Below are 19,100 nucleotides of genomic sequence, written 5' to 3'. Positions count from 1 at the left end.
CCCTCTTCCGCCTGCGGGGGAGGGCCGGGGTGAGGGTGAGTCGGGTGCACACCGGCCGACCTGCTCGCTTGTCCCACACACCCTCACCCTTCCGCCGCCCGCGGCGGCTCCCACCCTCTTCCGCAGGCGGGAGAGGGAAATATGATCCTCGGGCTGGGATCGGACCTGTGCAACATCGAGCGGATCCAGAACTCGCTCGATCGCTATGGCCAGCGGTTCGAGCAACGCGTGTTCACCGAGGTCGAGCTCGCCAAGGCCGCCAAGCGCCCGCACAATTACGCGCCGACGCTCGCCAAGCGCTTTGCGGCCAAGGAGGCATTTTCCAAGGCGGTCGGAACCGGGTTCAGCCGGGGCGTGTTCATGAAGGATATCGGCGTGGTTAATGCACCGTCTGGCGCACCCACGCTCGCGCTGACCGGCGGGGCCAAGGCGAGACTTGACGCCATGACGCCACCGGGACACGTGGCCAAGGTGCACCTGACGCTTACGGACGACATGCCCTGGGCGTTCGCAATGGTGATGATCGAGGCCGTGCCGGCGGAAAAGGATATGTAATGGGGGCGGACGAACTGGCGTTGAGCAGCAAGCGGAGCGAGCGACGCCAGAGCGCCACACGCCAGGGCACCGATTGGTGGGCCGAACTGCGCGGCCTCGTCTGGCTGGTGCTGGGCGTGCTGGCCTTCCACAGCCTGATCGCCAAGCCCTTCTACATCCCCTCGGAGTCGATGCTGCCCACGCTGCGGGTAGGCGACCAGCTGATCGTCAGCAAATATCCCTTTGGCTATTCGTTCGTCACGCCGACCTTCCATCTGCTGCCGCCGATCCCCGGGCGCATCCTGGGTCGCCTGCCCGCGCGCGGCGACATCGTCATCGTCACCCCGCCGCAGCACAGCACCGATTATATTAAGCGCGTCATCGGCCTGCCGGGTGACACCATTGCCGTGCGCGACGGCATCGTCTGGCTCAACGGCAAGGAGGTGGCGCGCGAGCCGCTGGGCGAGCGGCTGGTGCCGATCGACGGCAACACCCGCTGCGATCCCGATCCCGAGCGCGGCGGATCGATCTTCTACGAAGGCCGCCGCGTCGTCCACCAAGGCAAGGCCTATTGCAGCCTGACGCTGTTCCGCGAGACGCTGCCGAACGGCGCCAGCTACGACGTCGCCGACCTGGGGGATTCTGCCGGCGACAATTTCCCCCCGACCGTGGTGCCAAAGAACCACGTGTTCCTGATGGGCGACAATCGCGACAACAGCGCCGACAGCCGGTTCAGCCTCGAACAGGGCGGGCTGGGCGGGCCGGTGCCGTGGGAAAATATCGGCGGCCGCGCAGAGTTCATCACTTTTTCGCGCGACGGCTCGTCGACATGGAACCCGCTGACGTGGTTCACGGGTTTCCGCGGGGATCGGTTCGGCATTTCGCTGCACCCTACCCACGAGGATAAATGAGCAACGATCCGCTGGAATCCGCGCACGTCCGCGTCGTGCGCGAGCCGGGCCCGAACGAGTTTCGCGACCCCGCCACCCGCGCCGAATTCAAGAAGGCCGCGGTATGGCTGGGCATGGCGGTCGGCATCGCGCTGATCGTGCTGTTGATCCAGCCGCTGCTGATCATCTTCGCGGGGCTCGTCTTCGCCTCGATGCTCGATGGCGGCGCACGGTTGCTCGGCAAGGTGCTGCCGATCCCGCGCGGCCTGCGCATCGGCCTGGTGCTGATCCTCGTCTTCGCGTTCTTCGGCCTCGTCTTCTATCGCACCGGCATGCAGATCTCGGAGCAGGCCGAGCAGCTGCGCACCACGCTGGAGGCGCAGGCAAATCGCGTTGCCCGCTGGGCCTCCGACATGGGGCTGATGCCCGGCCGGTCGGACATCAACGGCATGCTGCGCGAAGCGCTGGGCTCGGTGGGCAAGCTGACCACCGCCGTGGGTACCGCGATCGGCGCGGTGACCAGCATGATCATGATCCTGATCCTCGGCCTGTTCATCGCGCTCGAGCCGCGCATCTACGAGCGTGGCCTTCAATGGATGGTGCCGCTCGATCAGCGCCACGCCTTCGCCCACATGCTGGGCGGCATGGCGACGACGATGCGCCGGCTGCTCGCCGGGCGCCTGCTAGGCATGCTGTTCGAGGGCGTGCTGACCTGGATCTGCCTCAGCGTTGCGGGCGTGCCGATGGCGCTGCTGCTCGGCATCATCACCGGCGTGCTGGCCTTCATCCCCAATGTCGGCGCGATCATCTCGGGCGTGCTGATGGCGGCGGTGGGCTTCAGCGCGGGCCAGGAAACCGGCATCTGGGCGATCATCATCTATTTCGCCGTGCAGAATTTCGACGGCTATGTGGTGATCCCGATGGTCGCTAAGCGCACCGTCGACCTGCCGCCGGCGCTGACGCTGTCCTCGCAGATACTCTCCGGCACGCTGTTCGGTGTCCTCGGGCTGGCGCTGGCCGATCCGATGGTGGCGATGATCAAGGTGGCGCTGGAGAGCAATGCCCGGCTCAACGGCAAGAAGCCCAAAAGCGACGACGACGCCGAAAAGGACTGAGCCGATGCTCGTGCTGCACGACTATTTCCGCTCCTCGGCAGGGTATCGGGTGCGGATCGCGCTCGCCCTCAAAGGGGTGGAGCATGTGCGGCACGAGGTTCCGCTGCTGGAGAACGCCCAGCGCAGCCCCGAGCATCTCGCCCGCAATCCGCAGGGGCTGGTGCCGGCGCTGGAGGTGGACGGGCGCATCCTCACCCAGAGCCTGGCGATCCTCGACTGGCTCGACGCGCGCTATCCCGAGCCGCGGCTGATCCCGGCCGATCCCGATGCACGGGCCGACGCGCTGGCGCGGGCGATGGTGATCGGGATGGACGTCCACCCGATCAACAATCTGCGGGTGATGCGGCATCTGGAGCATGGCGTGGGCGCCGATGCCGCGGCCCGCTCCGCCTGGACGGCGCACTGGATGACCGAGGGTTTTTCTGCGCTGGAGGCGATGGTGCGCAACTCCGGCGGCGACGGTCCGTTCCTCGGGGGTGCCGCACCCGACATCTCGGACTGTTTCCTGGTCCCGCAACTGTTCAACGCGCGGCGCTTCGCCGTGCCGCTGGATGCCTATCCTTTGCTGCGCCGCGCCGAAGCGGCTGCCGTCTCCCATCCGGCCTTCGTCGCCGCCCATCCGGATACCGTCGCGCCACATGCTTGAAAAACTGGGATGCGCGGTTGCCGCGCTGTGCGTGGCGGCTCCTGCCACCGCGCAGGATCGTTCGCAGGACGAGATCGTCGTCACCGGCCGCGGGCTCGACGTGCCGCCGGGCGACGCCGCCTACGACGTGGTGACGATCGACCGCGCGCGGCTGGCCGATACCGCGAGCAACCGGATCGAGGACGTGCTGGCCGATGTCGCGGGGCTCGCGCAGTTCCGCCGCTCGACCTCCACCTCGGCGCATCCGACGAGCCAGGGCATCACCCTGCGCGGCTTGGGCGGCAACGCCTCCAGCCGCGCGCTGCTGTTGCTCGACGGCGTGCCGCAGACCGATCCGTTCGGCGGCTGGGTGCCGTTCCCGGCGTACATGCCCGGTCGCCTCGCCGGCGTGCGCGTGACGCGCGGCGGCGGCAGTGGCTTTGCCGGGCCGGGCGCGCTGGCGGGGACGGTCGAGCTGGAGAGCGGCAGCCCGGCAGAACTGGGCTTGCTGAATGTCGGCGCTTTCTACGGCAGCCGGAACAGCGTCGACGCGAACGTGGTCGCCGCGGTGCCGGTCCGCAGCGGCTTCTTCACCGTCGCCGGGCAATATGGCCGCAGCGATGGCTTCGTGCCGATTGTGAACCCCGGTCGTGTTGATCGTGCCGCGCCCTATGAGCAGGCGAGCGTCGCCGTGCGCAGCGTGACGGATGTTGGGGGCGGCACCGAGCTACAGACCGACCTTTCCGGCTTCACCGACCAGCGCGACCGCGGCACCGCCTTCACCGACGTGCTGAGCAAGGGCGCCGATGCCAGCGTGCGCCTGGTCAAGCGCGGTAACGGGCAGAAGGGCGAATGGGGCTGGTCCGCGCTCGCCTATCTCCAGGTCCGCCAGTTCGAGAGCGGCTTCGCCAGCATCTCCGCCGCGCGCGATACGGTGAGCCCCGTGGTGCAGCAGGAAGTCCCCGCGACGGGCATCGGCGGCCGCATCGAAGTCGCGCCGCCGGTGGGCGGGGGCGTGACGCTGCGGCTTGGCGGCGACCTGCGCCGCGTCTCGGGGGAGACTCGCGAGCTCTACACCTTCGTCGGTACCAACCCGACGCGGCGCCGCATTGCCGGGGGCGCGAGCCTCACGACGGGCGGGTTCGCCAACGCCAGCTACAATAGCGGCGGCTGGACGCTCGACGCCGGCGGGCGGCTCGACCATTGGACGATCTATGACGGCAGCCTGTTCGAGGCGCCGCTCGCCGCCGGCCCGGTGCTGACAGACTCGCGCTACGCCAATCGCCATGGCTGGGAGCCGACCGGACGGCTGGGCGCTGCCTATGCGATGGGCCCGGTGACGCTACGCGCGGCGGGCTATCGCGGCTGGCGGCTGCCGACGCTCAACGAGCTCTACCGCCCGTTCCGCGCGGGTGCCGATGCGACGGCGGCCAACCCGGGCCTGAATCCCGAGCGGCTGTGGGGCGGCGAAGTCGGCGTCGACCTGCGGCCCGCGCCCGACCTCGTCTTCCGCGCGACCGGCTATTGGAACCGGCTCGACGGCGCGATCGCCAATGTGACGCTGGCGCGTGGCCCGGGCACCTTCCCCGGTGTCGGCTTCGTCTCGGCGGCGGGGGCCTATCGCCAGCGGCAGAATCTCGATGCCGTCGAGGCGAAGGGCATCGAGCTGGACGGGCAATGGACGCTCGGCGCCTGGAGCCTTGCCGGTTCCTGGGCCTATGCCGACAGCCGCGTCCACGCCTCGGGTGCGGCACTGTCGCTCGACGGGCTGCGGCCCGCACAGACGCCGCGCTTCCAAGGATCGGCGACGCTCGCCTGGCGCGCGGCGCTGGCCAATGCGTCGGTGACCGCACGTTATGCCGGCGCGCGGTTCGAGGACGATCAGAACAGCGCCCGGCTCGATCCGGCCTGGACCGTCGATGCGACGCTCGGCGTGCCGGTCACCCGCACGCTCCGCATCGAGGGCCGCGCCGAGAACTTGTTCGATGAAGAGGTGCAGGCAGGGATCAGCGGCGGAAACGTGATCGAACGCGCGACGCCGCGCACGCTATGGATTGGTCTGCGCTACGCGATGCGCTGACGGTAGGGGCAATCGGCCGCAGCAGCATCTACTTGCGATTTGCCTTTCTAGCGCCCAAATCGCTGCCGGAATAAACCGCAATGTGGTGGGAAAGACCCATTATGCCGCGACGCGCCGGGCGACCGGGGAGACGCCAGGACGCGGGGTAATCGAGATTGTTGCGGTCTTTTCGGTGGCGCTTTTGAATCGATTGAACAGACAGGCGGGGGAGGCTTCGGTGAATACGCGCATGGCCGAGGCTGCGGTACCGGCTGCACCCGATCTTGCGGGGCTCGAGCCCGTCGAGAAGATCAAGCGGCGCTGGCCGATGTGGCTCGGCGCGGGCCTCACGCTGTTGATGGTGGTGGGGCTGGGGCGGGAGCTGTTCGGCGGCGGGTTGACCGGGCTGGCGCGGGCATTGCCCACCAACCCGCTCTTCTACCTGGCCTTCGTGCTCTACTACCTCACCTCGCCGACCTTCGATTTCATCATCTTTCGGAAGCTGTGGCGGATCCCGATCGACGGGATGATCGCGCTCAACAAGAAGCGGATCGCGAACGAGGTGCTGCTCGGCTATTCGGGCGAAGCCTATTTCTACGCCTGGGCCCGCCAGCGCACCCAGATGATCGCGGCGCCGTTCGGGGCGGTGAAGGACGTCACGATCCTGTCGGCGATCGCCGGCAATGCGATGACGCTGGCGGTGGTCGCGATGGCGCTGCCGTTCGGGATCGACCTGCTGAAGCCGGCCGAGTTCAACACGCTGATGGGCTCGATCGCGGTCATTTTCGCGATGTCGCTGCCCTTCCTGATCTTTTCCAAGCGTGTCTTCTCGCTGCCGCGCGGCGAGCTCTGGTGGGTGTTCGGCGTGCACTGCGTCCGCATCATCACCAGCTCGGTGCTGGTCGCCTTCGCGTGGCACTTCGCGATGCCGCAGGTTTCGCTTGGCATCTGGCTGCTGCTGTCTGCCGGGCGGCTGCTCGCCTGGCGCCTGCCGCTGGTGCCCAACAAGGAACTGCTGTTCGCCAGTTTCGCGATCATGATCATCGGCCAGGGCGAGGCTTTGTCCGAACTGATGGCGCTCATTGCCGGCCTGTCGCTGGCCGCGCACATCGTCCTGATCGCAGGCTTCGGCCTGTATGCATTGCTTACGAGGAAAACCGCATGAAGCGCACCGACCTTCTGGCCGCCACGCTGCTCGCCGCTGCTGCCGCCACGCAGCCAGCATCGGCGCAGACGCTGGGCGAGGATGCCGGCGCCTGCACCGGCGGGCGCGGGCCCGCGATCCAGGCCGAGATCACCGGCCTCAAGGACCGTACCGGCCGGCTGAAGCTGGAGCTGTACCCGGCGACCGAGGAGGACTTCCTCAAGGACGACCGGGACTTGCTCAAGGAAGGCAAGACCTTCCGCCGCATCTGGGCGAACACGCCGCCCTCCGGTCCGGTCATCCTGTGTATTCGCGTGCCGGCGCCGGGCGAATATGCGGTGCTGTTCACGCATGACCGCGACGGCAAGAACAAGTTCAACTTCTGGTCGGACGGCGCCGGCTTCCCCTCGAACCAGCGCCTGGGACGCAGCCGTCCCAAACTGCGTCAGGCGATGGTGCGCGTCGGGAACGGAGTGACCACGGTGAACATTCGGGCGCAGTATCTACGCGGCCTGGGAGGGTTCAGCCCGCTCGATTGAGGAACGGCATGCGCATCGTCGACGTCAACGAGTTCTACTCTCCCACCGGCGGCGGTGTACGCACCTATCTCGATCGCAAGATGGGCCTGATGGCCGATCTGGGGCACGAGCTGATCGTCGTCGCCCCCGGTGCGGAAAATGCAGTGGAGGAGCGGCCCGGCGGCGGCGCGATCCATTGGATCAAGGCCCCGCCGCTGCTGCTCGACCGCAACTACCGCATCTTCGTCAAGGACGAGCCGGTCTGGGCGGCGCTTGATCGGCTCAAGCCCGACATCGTCGAGAACAGCTCGCCCTGGCTACCCGCCTGGACGGTGGGGCGGTGGCAGGGCGATGCGCTCAAGGTCTATTTCGCGCATGGCGACTTGGTCGGCACCTATCCGCAGCGCTGGCTCGACAATGTCGCGACCCCGCTGCAGGTGGAGCAGGCGTTCGGCTGGTACACGAAATACATGGCGCGTTTCCTGGCCCACTATGATGCGTTCGTCACCAACGGCCCGGCGCTTGCGAAGCGGTTCGAGCGGCGCGGGCTCAAGGTCGATGCCTCGGTGCCGCTCGGCATCGATCGCGGCTGGTTCTCCCCCGATTTGCGTGACGAGAAGCTGCGGGTGTCGCTGCTCGCCCAATTGGGCCTGCCGCCAGAGGGGCACCTGCTGCTCGGGCTCGGGCGCCAGCACAAGGAAAAGCGCTGGCCGCTGGTGATCGAGGCGGTGGAGGCGGCGGCGAACGATCTTCCGGTGGGGCTGATGCTGCTCGGCGACGGGCCGCAGCGCCACCAGCTCGAGGCGCTGATCGCAGACAGCCCGCATATCCGCATCTTCCGCCCGGTCTATGACCGGCTGCGGCTGTCGCGCATCATCGCCAGCTGCGATGCGCTGATCCACGGATCGGACGCCGAACCGTTCGGGCTGGTCGCCTGGGAAGCGCTGGCTTCCGGGCTGCCGCTGATCGGCCCGGACGAGGGCGGGTTCGCCGAGATCGCCGAGCCGCCTTTCGCCGAGACCTATGCCGCGCGCGATACGCTCTCGGCCGCCGATGCGATCCGTCGGCTGTTCGCGCGCGACCAGACGATCCTGCGTCATGCGGCGCGCGTGGGCGCCGCCAAGGTGCGCAGCGACGCCGATCACGCCGCCGCGCTGATGGACTATTATGCGGGCTTGCTGGCGGCCCGGCGCGGGGGTGCGGCCGAGGAAATCTCTGGCGCGGCATAGACGGTGGTCGGCACCGTGCCGAGCAGATAGGTACCGCGCATCGAATAGCCGAGCCGGTGCAGATAGCGCTCCACGCGCGCGCGCACCGCCGGTCGCTCGCCGCGGAACGGGGTGCGCATCACCACCACCGCGGGGCGGCGGGCGAAGATGCGATCGACCTCCGCCAGCTGGTCGACGCCGAGCGCGCCGTCTTCCCGCTCGCGCGACAGGTGATCGGGGAACAGCCAGGGGCTCAGCGCGCAGCGATCCGTCGCCCCGTAGAGCATCGCGTTGCCCGAATGGACATAGAGGCAGCCGTCACCATGGCCGATGGCGTCGGCGATGGTCGCCAGCTGGGCGGCGTTCCCGCGCTTCGCCTGGACGATCAGGACCGAGAGCGTGCCGGCGATGAAGGCGATCGCCAGCAAGGTCGGCGCGACGATACGGCGACCCGGGCACTCGCGGGCGAAGAAGGCGGCGCAGCACAGGCTCGCCGGCACCATCGTCGGCAGCGCATAATGCGGATACCAGGAGCCGAACACGATCAGACCGACCAGCGCGGCGATCAGCCAGCCGAACAGCAGCGCATGGACCGGCCGCAGCGTACGGCTGCGACGCATGCCGAGCCAGGCCAGGCAGCTCAGCACCAGCAGCGGGGCAAGCGGCACCGAGACTTCGAAAAAGGCGCCTACCAGGTCGATGAACGGATCGCTGCGGCGATCGAGGATCGAGCCGAAATTGGCATAGGCCCAGGCGTCGAGATGGCCGAGCCAGGCATAGACGGCGGCAGCAAGCAGGGTCGGCAGCATCGCCATCGCCGCATAGCCGAGGCCGCGTCGTGCGAGATGGACCAGGCTCGCCCCAAGCACGGCCTCGCGGCGGAGCAGCCAGAGGCCGAAGAACAGGCCTTCGAACAGCACCGTGTACTTCACCTGCAGCGCCAGGCCGATCAGCAGCATTGCCAGCAGGTTGCGGCCGACGCGCGCCGGATCGCCGTCCCGGTCGCGCACGCGTGGCAGCAGCAGCGCGACTGCGCCGAGGGTCAGCAGGTTGTAGAAGACCGGGGCCTGCCCGCCTTGGCCGTCCGCGGTGTTGAGCATCAGGATGTACAGCAGCGCGGCCGGCAGCGCACCAGTGCCCCAGCCGACGCGATCAGCGATTCGCGCGATCAGGCCGGCGGTAAGTACGACGCAGGCGAGCGCCATCAACTGATAGGCGAGGATGCCCCAGGGCATGCCCAGCGCGGCGGCGGGCAGGTACAGCAGGAACAGGCCGACCGGCTTGCGATCCCAGATGTCGACGAAGGGGAGGGCGCCGTGCAGCATGCGCTCGGCGGTGACCCAGTAGAATTGCTCGTCCACCGCCACCAGCGGATTGCCGAAGGTGACGGCGCGCACGACCAGCGCGGCGGCGAGCAGCACCAGCCAGCGGGGAACCGCCGCCGCGGCTGCAGCCAGCCCGGTCCTCGGTTCGGCTTGGCCGAACCTTTCAATCTGTGTCGCCATCAGCCGGCGTTGCCGACCGCTGGTGCCGCACCGGTGCGGCGAGGCAACCGGGCGATGGCCGGCGCGGTTGGGAATGCTTTCACGTGCGCCTTCGTCTCCGTGCTGCCGGCAGTAATCCCGCTCGGCAGGGTGCGTTCCCCCAGTTTGTCACGCCCCAAAACCTGATTCGCCAAATTGCCTAGCCCAGCTTTGCGCCGCTGTCACGAACACGACACCTGGCGACGGCAGGGAGCGCTCGACCGAACAAGGGACGCGACAAAATGACTCTCCGACTCGACCGCCGATCGCTGCTGCTTACCGGAACGCTCGGCATCGGTGCGCTGGCACTTCCCGGCATTGCGCTTGCGCAAGCGACTGCGCGCGGCTTCACCCATTCGGTGGCGAGCGGCGAGCCGGGGCCGGACACGATGCTGCTGTGGACGCGCTACGTCCCCGCCGATGGCGGCGCGGTGAAGCTGCGCGCGCAGATCGCCACCAGCGCCGACTTCACCCGCATCGTCGCGGAGGGCGAGCAGATCACCGGCCCGTGGCGCGACCATACCGCCAAGGTGACCGTCGCCGGCCTTGCGCCCGATACGCGCTATTTCTACCGCTTCGTCGCACCCGACGGCAGCTTCTCGCCCGTCGGCCGCACCAAGACGCTGCCGCTGGGCGACGCGCGCCGCTTCGGGATCGCGATCTTCTCCTGCTCGAACCTGCCGTTCGGCTGGTTCAACGCCTATGGCCATGCCGCCGCCCGCGACGACATCGACCTGTGGGTGCATCTCGGCGACTATCTCTACGAATATGCCAAGGGCGGCTATGCGCCGGCGGGCGGTGCGATCGGCGGCCGCTGGCCCGAGCCGGCGGGCGAGATGATCCACCTCGCCGATTATCGCCTGCGCTACGCCAGCTACCGCGCCGATCCCGATCTGCAGGCGCTCCACGCCGCCAAGCCGATGCTGGTCCAGTGGGACGATCATGAAAGCGCGAACGACAGCTGGGAAGGCGGCGCCGAGAACCACCAGCCCGACACGGAAGGCGACTGGAGCGCGCGCAAGGTGGCGGCGATGCAGGTGTTCCGCGAATGGATGCCCGTCTCCGAGACGCCCTGGGGCACCTACGAGATCGGCACGCTGGCCACCTTCTTCCGCACCGAGAGCCGGTTGCTCGCGCGCAGCCAGCAGCCCGATGTCGCGCCGCTGTTCAAGGAAGCCGATCCGGTCAAGGCGCTCACCGCCTTCCGGGATGGTCCGTGGCACGATCCGGCGGTGACGATGCTCGGCAGCGAGCAGGAAGTGTGGCTCGACCATGCGATGCGCCGCTCCGTGCAGGCGGGCCAGCGCTGGCAGGTGGTCGGCTTCGGCACGATCATGGGCAATCTGTCGACCCCGGCCGCGGCCATGGACTGGCTGTCGCCCGACGCGGACCCGCGCGCCAAGGCCTATGTCCAGGCTGGCGTACTGGCGGGCAAGCTGGGCCTGCCGCTCGGCTATGACAGCTGGGGCGGCTATCCGGCGGCGCGGACGCGGTTCCTCAAGTCGTCGCAGAGCATGGGCGCCAACCTGCTCGTCGTGTGCGGCGACAGCCATAATGCCTGGGCGTTCGACCTGGCGCAGGACGGCAAGGCGGCGGGCGTGGAGTTCGCCGGGCAGGCGGTGACCTCGCCGGGCTTCGAAAGCGCGCTCAAGACCGATCCGAAGGTGATCGCCGCGGCGATGGTGAAGGCGAACCCCGAGCTGAAATGGTGCGACACCAGCCGCCGCGGCTACATGGCGTTGACGCTCACGCCCGAGCAGGCGCGCAACGACTGGGTGTTCGTGGACACGATCTCCGAGCGCAGCCTGAAGGCAAGCGTGGGGCATAGCGCGATCGTGCAGCGCGGCCGGAACGTGATGGGGTGAGTGCAAGCATATCCTCGCCCTGGCGGGGGAGGATATGCTGTTTCAGTGCAGCCAGAGTGCTGCGGCCAGTAGCCCTGCACCGACCACCAGCGCCGTCGCGATCCACCCGCCCGCCTTCGTGATCGCCTGCGCCATGCCGGTATCCGCAGCCGGTGCCTCCAGCCGAGCTGCCGCCGCGCGCAGCAGCCGGGGCGCATCCTCGCCCAGCTCCACCAAGGCCAGCGCCAGCGCCGCCGAACTCGCCGCCATCCGCGCCGGCCCGAAACGGTTCGCCAGCAGCGCCACCTGCGCCCGGCCGATCGCGCCCGACAGGTCGAAGCCCGGCGCGATGCGATCGAGCACGCCGTCCATCGTCACCATCGCCTTGAACACCAGCAGCAGGTCGGGCGGCAGCACCAGCCCTTCCTCGCGCAGCAGTCGCAGGAAGTCGGGCATCATCGCCGACAGAACGAGCTTGCCGCCGCCGTGCCGCTGGACGATCGCCTCGGCCGCGCGGTCGATGGTGCGGCGGGGGATATCGTGTCCTTCGCTCCACAACGACAGCGTGTCGGCGAGCGCGCGCGCGTTGCCGCCGGTCAGCGCTAGGACGAAGGCGATGAACTCGTCGCGGCGCTTGGGCCCGACATGGCCGATCGAACCCAGGTCGAGCAGCGCCAGCCTGTCACCGGGCAGGCAGAGCAGGTTGCCGGGGTGCGGATCGGCATGGAAGCGGCCGTTGACCAGCACCATCGCAATCACGGTATCGGCGCCCAGCTCGGCGATGGCTTCGGGATCGATGCCGGCGGCCCGCAGCGCTTCGCCCGAGACCGGCTTCACGCCGGCGATATAGTCCATCACCAGCAGCGTCTCGGACGTCCATTGCCAATGGATCTCGGGCACCACGACGTTCGGTGTGTCCGCCATGTCGGCGCGCAGCAAATCGGCGTTGCGGCCCTCGTTGGTGAAGTCGAGCTCTTCCAGCAGCGCCTGGCGGAGCTGGCGGGCGAGCGCCACCGGCTCGAGCCGCCGCGCCTCGGCGCTGCCCTTCGCGACCAGCGCGGCAAGCTCGCCGATCAGCCGAAGGTCCGCTTCCATCGCTGCGCGGATGCCGGGGCGGCGCACCTTCAGCACCACCTCGCGGCCACCCGCCAGCCGCGCGCGGTGGACCTGCGCCATCGAGGCGGCGGCCAGCGGCCGCGGATCGAACCAGGCGAACGCCTCTTCCGGCGGCATGCCGAGCGCGGCTTCCACCTCGGCGCGGATTTCCTCGAAGGGCAGCGTCGGCGCGGCGCTCTGGAGCAGTTCCAGCTCCGCGATCCACTCCGGCGGCAGCAGGTCGCCGCGGGTAGCGAGGATCTGGCCGATCTTCACATAGGTGGGGCCCAGCGCCTCCAGCGCCAGCCGGGTACGGCGGGGCAGGGGCAGTGCACCGGTCTCGGCATCGGCGGCATCCGCCTCGCCCGTGAAGCCGAGCTTTTCCAGCAGCACGCCCAGCCCGAAGCGCGCCGCCACGGCGGCGACGGTCCGCACGCGGGCGGAGTCGCGCACCGTGGCGGTGAGCAGCCGGAGCATCAGTCGAGCGACTTGGTGGCCTGCTCGAACATGTCCTTGCTGAGACCTGGGCTGGCGACGATCCGCTCCAGCTCGCCCCGCATCAGTGCGGCGCGGGTGGGATCGAAGCGCTTCCAGCGGCCGAGCGGCGGCACCAGCTTGGCGGCGGTCTGCGGGTTGAGCTTGTCGAGCGCGATCAGCTGGTCCGCGACGAAGCGATAGCCGCGGCCCGAGGGATCGTGGAACGCCCGCTGGTTGATGCTGAACGCGCCGACCAGCGCGCGCGCCCGGTTGGGGTTGGCAAGCGTGAAGTCGGGGTGCCGGGCCAGCTTCTCGACCGCGGCGAGCGTATCCTCGCGCGAGGAGAGCGCCTGGGTCTGGAACCACTTGTCCAGCACCAGCGCGTTGCCGGCATAGCGCTGGTAGAAGGCCTCGATCGCCTTCTCCCGCAGCGGCGACGTGCCGTTGACCAGCGTGGCGAGGCCGCCCTGGCGATCGGTCATGTTGTCGGCCGCGTCGAACTGGGCAAAAGCGAGCTCCGCCGCATCGGCCGCGCCGCTCGCGGCGATATAGCCGAGCGCGACGTTCTTCAGGCGGCGCGCGCCCTTGGCAGCCGGCGAATATTCAAAGCGGTTTGCCCGGGCGCCCTCATAGGCAGCCCGCCATTCGGCCTCGAGCAGGTTGCCGAGATCGGCGCGCAACGCCTCCCGGGCCCGGAAGATCGCGTCGGGATCCACCACCGCCATCTGGTCGCCGATGAAGCTGTCCGAGGGGAGCAGCACCGCCTCGGCGATGAATGCGCGGTCGAGCGACGGATCGGTCAGCGTGTTGCGGACCGCGTCGATCAGCGCGCCATGCTCGCCCTTGCCGGTGGTCACCGCGGCGACCAGCGTGTCGAGCATCAGCTGCTGCATCGCCTCGTAGCGCGCGAACGGATCGTCGTCATGCGCCGAAAGGAAGGCGAGGTCGGCCGCGCTGCGATTGGCGTCGACGATCACCGGTGCCGAGAAGCCGCGGTTGATCGAGAGCACCGCCCGCTCGGGCAGGTTCTCGAAGCGCAGCTCCTGCTCGGGCTTGTCGAGCAGCACCAGTTGCTCGTCGATCAGCGGCGCGCCGCTCTTCTCGCCGAACAGGCGGATCTTGAGCGGGAGGACCATCGGCTCCTTGACCGGCTGGCCCGGCGTCGGCGGCACGGTTTGGGCAAGGGCGAGGCGGGTGGTCGCGCCGTCCTGCACGAGATTGGCCGAGACGCGCGGGGTGCCGGCCTGGCTGTACCAGCGGCGGAACTGGCCGAGATCGACGCCGCCGGCTTCCTCCATGCTCGCCACGAAATCCTCGCAGGTGGCGGCGGTACCGTCGAAGCGATCGAAATAGAGGTCGGTCGCGGCGCGGAACTTGCTCGGGCCGAGGATGGTGGCCATCATCCGGATCAGCTCGGCGCCCTTGTTGTAGATGGTCGCCGTGTAGAAGTTCGAGATCTCGATATACTCGTCCGGGCGCACGGGGTGCGCGAGCGGACCGGCATCCTCGGGGAACTGGCTGGCGCGAAGCGAGCGCACATCCTCGATCCGCTTGACCGCCGCCGAGCCCTGGTCGGCCGAGAAGCTCTGGTCGCGGAAGACGGTGAAGCCTTCCTTGAGGCTCAGCTGGAACCAGTCGCGGCAGGTGACGCGGTTGCCCGACCAGTTGTGGAAATATTCGTGGGCGACAACGGCGGCGATCGCGTCATAGTCCCAGTCGGTGGCGGTATCGGGGTCGGCGAGGATGTAGCGGCTGTTGAAGACGTTCAGCCCCTTGTTCTCCATCGCGCCGAAGTTGAAGTCGTCCACCGCGACGATGTTGAACACGTCGAGATCATATTCGCGGCCATAGACATCCTCGTCCCACTTCATGCTGAGCTTCAGCGCGTGGAGGGCATGGTCGGTCTTGGGCAGGTCGGGCGCGCGGACATAGATGCCCAGCTGGACCTCGCGGCCGGACATGGTCGTGAAGCTGCCGTTGTTGGCGACAAGGTCGCCGGCAACCAGCGCGAACAGATAGCTCGGCTTGGGGAAGGGATCGTGCCACTCCGCCCAGTGGCGGCCGCCCTCGGCATCGCCCAGCGCGATTGGATCGCCATTGGCGAGCAGCACCGGGAAGCGCGCCTTGTCCGCGGTCATCCGCACCTTGTACTTCGAGAGCACGTCGGGGCGATCGGGGAAGAAGGTGATGCGGCGGAAGCCCTCGGCCTCGCACTGGGTGCACAGCATGCCCGACGAGGCATAGAGGCCCTGGAGCTGCGTGTTGCGCTCGGGCGCGATCACTACTTCGGTTTCGATCGTGTGGGCATCACCCGTGAGCGGGATCACCAGGTCCTCGCCGTCCATCCGCCAGTTCTGCGCGGCGACGCCGTCGACCTTCACCGCAGCGGCTTCGAGCCCGTCGCCGTTCAGCACCAGCGCGCGATCGTGCGCGCCGTTGCGGGAGACGTGGAGCGTGGCACGCACCCGGGTCGCGGCCGGGTCGAGGTCGAAATCGAGCGCGATTTCGGGCACCAGCCAATCGGGTTGACGATAATCCTCACGGCGAATGGCCTGGGGAGCTGCGGCGGCGATGCGGGCGTCACTCATACCGGTTCGATATAGGACAAGCTGCCCCGGCTGCTACTCTATTCTCTCGATTACCTTCAGCGAAACCGTCATCCGTGCTTCGCTTCGCCGTTGTGGAATCGCAATGGTCGCCCGGATGCTCGGGTGGGAATTGACCACCCTGGCATCCCTGCTAGGCTTGAAATATTCTTGCGATCCACAGGGAAACCCGATGCTCCGACAGACTGCGCCGCTTGCCCTTCTCCTCGTCGCGGCGTCGCCCGCGCTCGCTCAGACCGCAGCCGAGCGGAACGCCGTCATCACCGCGCCGCTACCTGCCGACCAGGCCGCGTTGAAGAGCCATGTGATGTTCCTCGCGTCCGACGCACTGAAGGGCCGCGAGGCGGGGTCGCCGGAGTTCGAGATCGCGGCCAATTATGTCGCTTCGCAATTCTATGCCGCGGGCCTCAAGCCGGCGGGTGACGACGGCGGCTATCTCCAGAAGGTGCCGCTGGTCAGCTACAAGCTGGACGGCACCGGCGCGATGTCGATCGGCCGCGGCAAGGGCGCGCCGGTCACGCTCGAAGCGGGCAAGGACTTCATCGCGGGTGCAAACCCCGAGAAGCCCGAATACAGCGTCACCGCCCCGGTGGTGTTCGTCGGCTACGGCATCGTCGGGCTGGGGCGCGACGACTACAAGGGCGTCGACGTGAAGGGCAAGATCGTCGCCTTTTTCGGCGGCGCGCCGTCGAGCTTCCCGGGTGAGGAAGGCGCACACTTCCAGAACCCGGCCGCCAAGGCAGAGATCGCGAAGAAGCACGGCGCGGTCGGCTATATCACGCTCGAATCCCCGCTCACCGCCAAGACGCGGCCGTTCGCGATGTACGCCGCCTATGCCAACCGCCCGCGCGTTACCTGGGGCAATGCCGATGGCACCGGCCATATCGCCGCACCCGGCACGCCGGGCTTGGGGCTGCTCAGCCTCGCCGGTGCCGAGAAGCTGTTCGCCGGCGCCAAGACCCCCTGGTCGGCGATCGCCAAGGCCGCCGCGGTCGATGGCGCGACCTTCAAGGCGATCCAGCTGCCGGGCACGCTGACGATCGCGACCAAGACCGCGCTGACCCCAATGCCCAGCTTCAACGTCGCGGGGATGATCGAAGGCAGCGATCCCAAGCTGGCCGGCGAGGTCGTCGTGCTCTCGGCGCATCTCGACCATATCGGCGTGGGCAAGCCCGATGCGAAGGGCGACACGATCAACAACGGCGCGCTCGACGACGCGATCGGCACCGCTTCGCTGATCGAGGAGGCCAAGCGCTTCAAGGCGGCGGGCACCAAGCCGCGGCGCTCGATCCTGTTCCTGGCAGTGACGGCGGAGGAGAAGGGGTTGGTCGGCTCCGACTATTTCGCCAACAACCCCACGATCAAGAACACCATCGTCGCCGACGTGAACCTCGACATGCCGATCATCACCTATCCGTTCGAGGATATCGTGGTCTACGGTGCCAACCATTCGACGCTGGGGCCGATTGTCGCCAAGGCGGCGGCCGAGATCGGCGTGAAGATGTCCGACGACCCGCTGCCCGGCGAGAATATCTTCGTGCGTTCGGACCATTATAATTTCGTGCGCAAGGGCGTGCCCTCGGTGTTCCTGTGGCCGGGTGCCGGCGGCCCCGGCCGCGCGGCGATCGACCACTTCATGAAGAACCACTATCACCAGCCTTCCGACCAGATCGACCAGCAGCCGGCGATCAACTGGCAGTCGGGCGTGCGCTTCGTCGACGTGAACTTCCGCATCGCCAATGCGATCGCCAATGGCGACGCTAAGCCGGTGTGGAACAAGGGCGACTTCTTCGGCCTCACCTATGACGGTCCGGGCGCGAAGTAAGTCTTGGTGAAGCGTTCGCTGCTTGCCCTGCTCCTGCTCGCCGGCCCCGCGCTGGCGCAGCAGGCAGCACCGCTCACCCCCGAACAGGCGGCGATCAAGGCGCATGTCCAGTTCCTCGCCTCGGACGCGCTACGCGGTCGCGAGGCAGGGACGCGCGACTATGACGTGGCGGCAGAATATGTCGCCGCGCGGATGCTGGCGATCGGCCTCAAGCCGGGCGCGAACGGCGGCTGGTTCCAGCCGGTAAAGCTCACCACCTATCGCCCCGCCGAGAAGGCGAGCTGGGTGCTGAAGCGCGGGGGGAAGGACGTGCCGTTCGCCTTCGGCAAGGATTTCGTCAACGAGCCGGTGCCCTCGGCGCCCGACTTCAAGGCGGAAGGCGAGCTGGTCTTTGCCGGCTACGGCATCGTCTATCCGCAGGGGAAGCGCGACGATTACAAGGGCCTCGACGTGCGCGGCAAGATCGTCGCGATCCTCGACGGTACCCCCAAGGGCCTCCCCAGCGAAGTGAACGCCCATTTCGGCGATGACGGGCAGAAGGCGCGGCTGGCGGCGGCGCGCGGCGCCAAGGCGGTGCTGATCGTCGAGACGATCGCACGCGCCAAGGACTTCAGCGTCGAGAAATTCGCGCCCTATTATGCCTATCCGCGCACCGGCTGGGCTGGGCCGGACGGCGTTGCCAACGCAGTGTCCCCCAATGCGCCGGTAGTAGGGCAGGTGAGCCAGGCGGGCGCGGCCAAGCTGTTCGAAGGCGCCAGGATCCGCTGGTCCGATGTGCTCGCCGCACAAACGAAAGGGAGCCGCATGCCGACGGGCGCGCTCACCGGCACGCTCGCGGTGGCGAGCAAGACCCGGTTGTCGACGCGCGACAGCCGCAATGTGGTGGGCAGGATCGAAGGCAGCGATCCCGCGCTCAAGGCGCAGACGGTGGTGCTGTCGGCGCATCTCGACCATGTCGGCGTCGGCGAGCCGGTGAAGGGCGACACGATCTACAACGGCGCGATGGACAATGCGATCGGCGTGTCGATGCTGCTGGAGATCGCGAAGGCCATCGAGGAAAGCGGCAAGCGGCCGCGTCGCTCGCTGCTGTTCGTCGCGCTGACCGCCGAGGAGAAGGGGCTGATCGGCTCCGACTATTTCGCGCATTTCCCGACGGTGCCCAAGGGCTCGATCGTCGCGGACGTCAATTTCGACATGCCGATCCTCACCTATCCGCTGGTCGACCTCGTCGTGCTGGGCGGCGAGCGCTCCAGCATCGGCCCGGTGGTCGCCGCCGCGGCCAAGGCGGAAGGGCTGGGCGTGGTGCCCGATCCCGAGCCGGAGGAGATGTTCTTCGTCCGCTCCGATCACTACAGCTTCGTGCAGGCGGGCATCCCGGCGGTGTCGATCGATACCGGCCCCGGCCGCACCGGCGCGGTGGCGGCGCGCAAGTTCCTCGACGAGAATTACCACAAGCCCTCGGATCAGATCGACCTGCCGTTCGACTGGAATTCGGCGGTGAAGTACAAGCATGTCGGCCTCGCCACGGTGCAGACGCTGGCCGACGGCGACGCGCGGCCGAGCTGGAACCAGGGCGACTTTTTCGGGATGCTGTTCGGGAGCGCGCAGTGAGCGTCGTCCGGCTGCTGGTCTTCGGG

At 68.2% G+C, this 19,100-nt stretch carries 14 protein-coding genes; 11 read left to right on the top strand and 3 right to left on the bottom strand.

What is annotated here, in order from left to right; genetic code table 11:
• Positions 1-141 precede the first annotated feature (141 nt).
• The 8 genes from acpS to ABIC35_RS11790 all read left to right on the top strand — a co-directional run bounded on the left by acpS (position 142) and on the right by ABIC35_RS11790 (position 8,114).
• A complete protein-coding gene (gene acpS / locus ABIC35_RS11825) occupies positions 142-555 on the top strand; it encodes a holo-ACP synthase (protein ID WP_121072037.1) in 414 nt (137 codons plus the stop codon).
• The gene (gene lepB, locus ABIC35_RS11820) at positions 555-1,445 is read left to right on the top strand and encodes a signal peptidase I (protein ID WP_121072034.1); all 891 of its coding nucleotides are present in this window, start codon (positions 555-557) and stop codon (positions 1,443-1,445) included. The genes acpS and lepB overlap by 1 nt, the downstream gene beginning before the upstream one ends.
• On the top strand, positions 1,442-2,539 hold the full coding sequence (locus ABIC35_RS11815; protein WP_121072032.1) for an AI-2E family transporter: 1,098 nt from the start codon (positions 1,442-1,444) through the stop codon (positions 2,537-2,539). Before lepB ends, ABIC35_RS11815 begins: the two co-directional genes overlap by 4 nt.
• A gap of 4 nt (positions 2,540-2,543) precedes the next feature.
• A complete protein-coding gene (gene maiA / locus ABIC35_RS11810; protein WP_121072030.1) occupies positions 2,544-3,185 on the top strand; it encodes a maleylacetoacetate isomerase in 642 nt (213 codons plus the stop codon).
• Positions 3,178-5,244 carry a TonB-dependent receptor gene (locus ABIC35_RS11805; protein ID WP_121072028.1) on the top strand — a complete coding sequence of 689 codons (2,067 nt, stop codon included), beginning with the start codon at positions 3,178-3,180 and terminating at the stop codon, positions 5,242-5,244. Before maiA ends, ABIC35_RS11805 begins: the two co-directional genes overlap by 8 nt.
• A 217-nt stretch (positions 5,245-5,461) precedes the next feature.
• Positions 5,462-6,388: a hypothetical protein gene (locus ABIC35_RS11800; RefSeq protein WP_354278452.1), complete on the top strand. Its 927-nt coding sequence runs from the start codon at positions 5,462-5,464 to the stop codon at positions 6,386-6,388.
• Positions 6,385-6,906, top strand: coding sequence for a DUF2141 domain-containing protein (locus ABIC35_RS11795; protein ID WP_121072024.1), 522 nt, complete (start codon positions 6,385-6,387; stop codon positions 6,904-6,906). Before ABIC35_RS11800 ends, ABIC35_RS11795 begins: the two co-directional genes overlap by 4 nt.
• Positions 6,907-6,914: 8 nt before the next feature.
• The gene (locus ABIC35_RS11790) at positions 6,915-8,114 is read left to right on the top strand and encodes a glycosyltransferase (RefSeq protein WP_121072022.1); all 1,200 of its coding nucleotides are present in this window, start codon (positions 6,915-6,917) and stop codon (positions 8,112-8,114) included.
• Here ABIC35_RS11790 and ABIC35_RS11785 read toward each other — a convergent pair.
• A complete protein-coding gene (locus ABIC35_RS11785; RefSeq protein WP_121072020.1) occupies positions 8,051-9,598 on the bottom strand; it encodes a hypothetical protein in 1,548 nt (515 codons plus the stop codon). The genes ABIC35_RS11790 and ABIC35_RS11785 overlap by 64 nt on opposite strands.
• A gap of 260 nt (positions 9,599-9,858) precedes the next feature.
• On the opposite strand from ABIC35_RS11785, the gene ABIC35_RS11780 reads away from it, so the two are divergent.
• Positions 9,859-11,481, top strand: a complete 1,623-nt coding sequence (locus ABIC35_RS11780; RefSeq protein ID WP_121072018.1) for an alkaline phosphatase D family protein — start codon at positions 9,859-9,861, stop codon at positions 11,479-11,481.
• 42 nt (positions 11,482-11,523) lie between these two features.
• Here the strand turns inward: ABIC35_RS11780 and ABIC35_RS11775 are convergent, their stop codons facing one another.
• Complete coding sequence (locus ABIC35_RS11775) at positions 11,524-13,032, bottom strand: ABC1 kinase family protein (protein WP_121072016.1); 1,509 nt, start codon at positions 13,030-13,032, stop codon at positions 11,524-11,526.
• Positions 13,032-15,620, bottom strand: a complete 2,589-nt coding sequence (gene pepN, locus ABIC35_RS11770; protein WP_121072014.1) for an aminopeptidase N — start codon at positions 15,618-15,620, stop codon at positions 13,032-13,034. The genes ABIC35_RS11775 and pepN overlap by 1 nt, the downstream gene beginning before the upstream one ends.
• 190 nt (positions 15,621-15,810) lie before the next feature.
• On the opposite strand from pepN, the gene ABIC35_RS11765 reads away from it, so the two are divergent.
• The gene (locus ABIC35_RS11765; RefSeq protein ID WP_121072012.1) at positions 15,811-17,463 is read left to right on the top strand and encodes a M28 family metallopeptidase; all 1,653 of its coding nucleotides are present in this window, start codon (positions 15,811-15,813) and stop codon (positions 17,461-17,463) included.
• A gap of 6 nt (positions 17,464-17,469) precedes the next feature.
• Complete coding sequence (locus ABIC35_RS11760; RefSeq protein ID WP_121078924.1) at positions 17,470-19,074, top strand: M28 family peptidase; 1,605 nt, start codon at positions 17,470-17,472, stop codon at positions 19,072-19,074.
• Positions 19,075-19,100: the final 26 nt, after the last annotated feature.

The sequence above is a fragment of the Sphingomonas trueperi genome (assembly GCF_040545965.1).
GTDB lineage: Bacteria > Pseudomonadota > Alphaproteobacteria > Sphingomonadales > Sphingomonadaceae > Sphingomonas > Sphingomonas trueperi_C.
The sequence above is the reverse complement of the archived record's forward strand: the minus strand, read 5'-3'. Positions and strand labels throughout refer to the sequence as shown.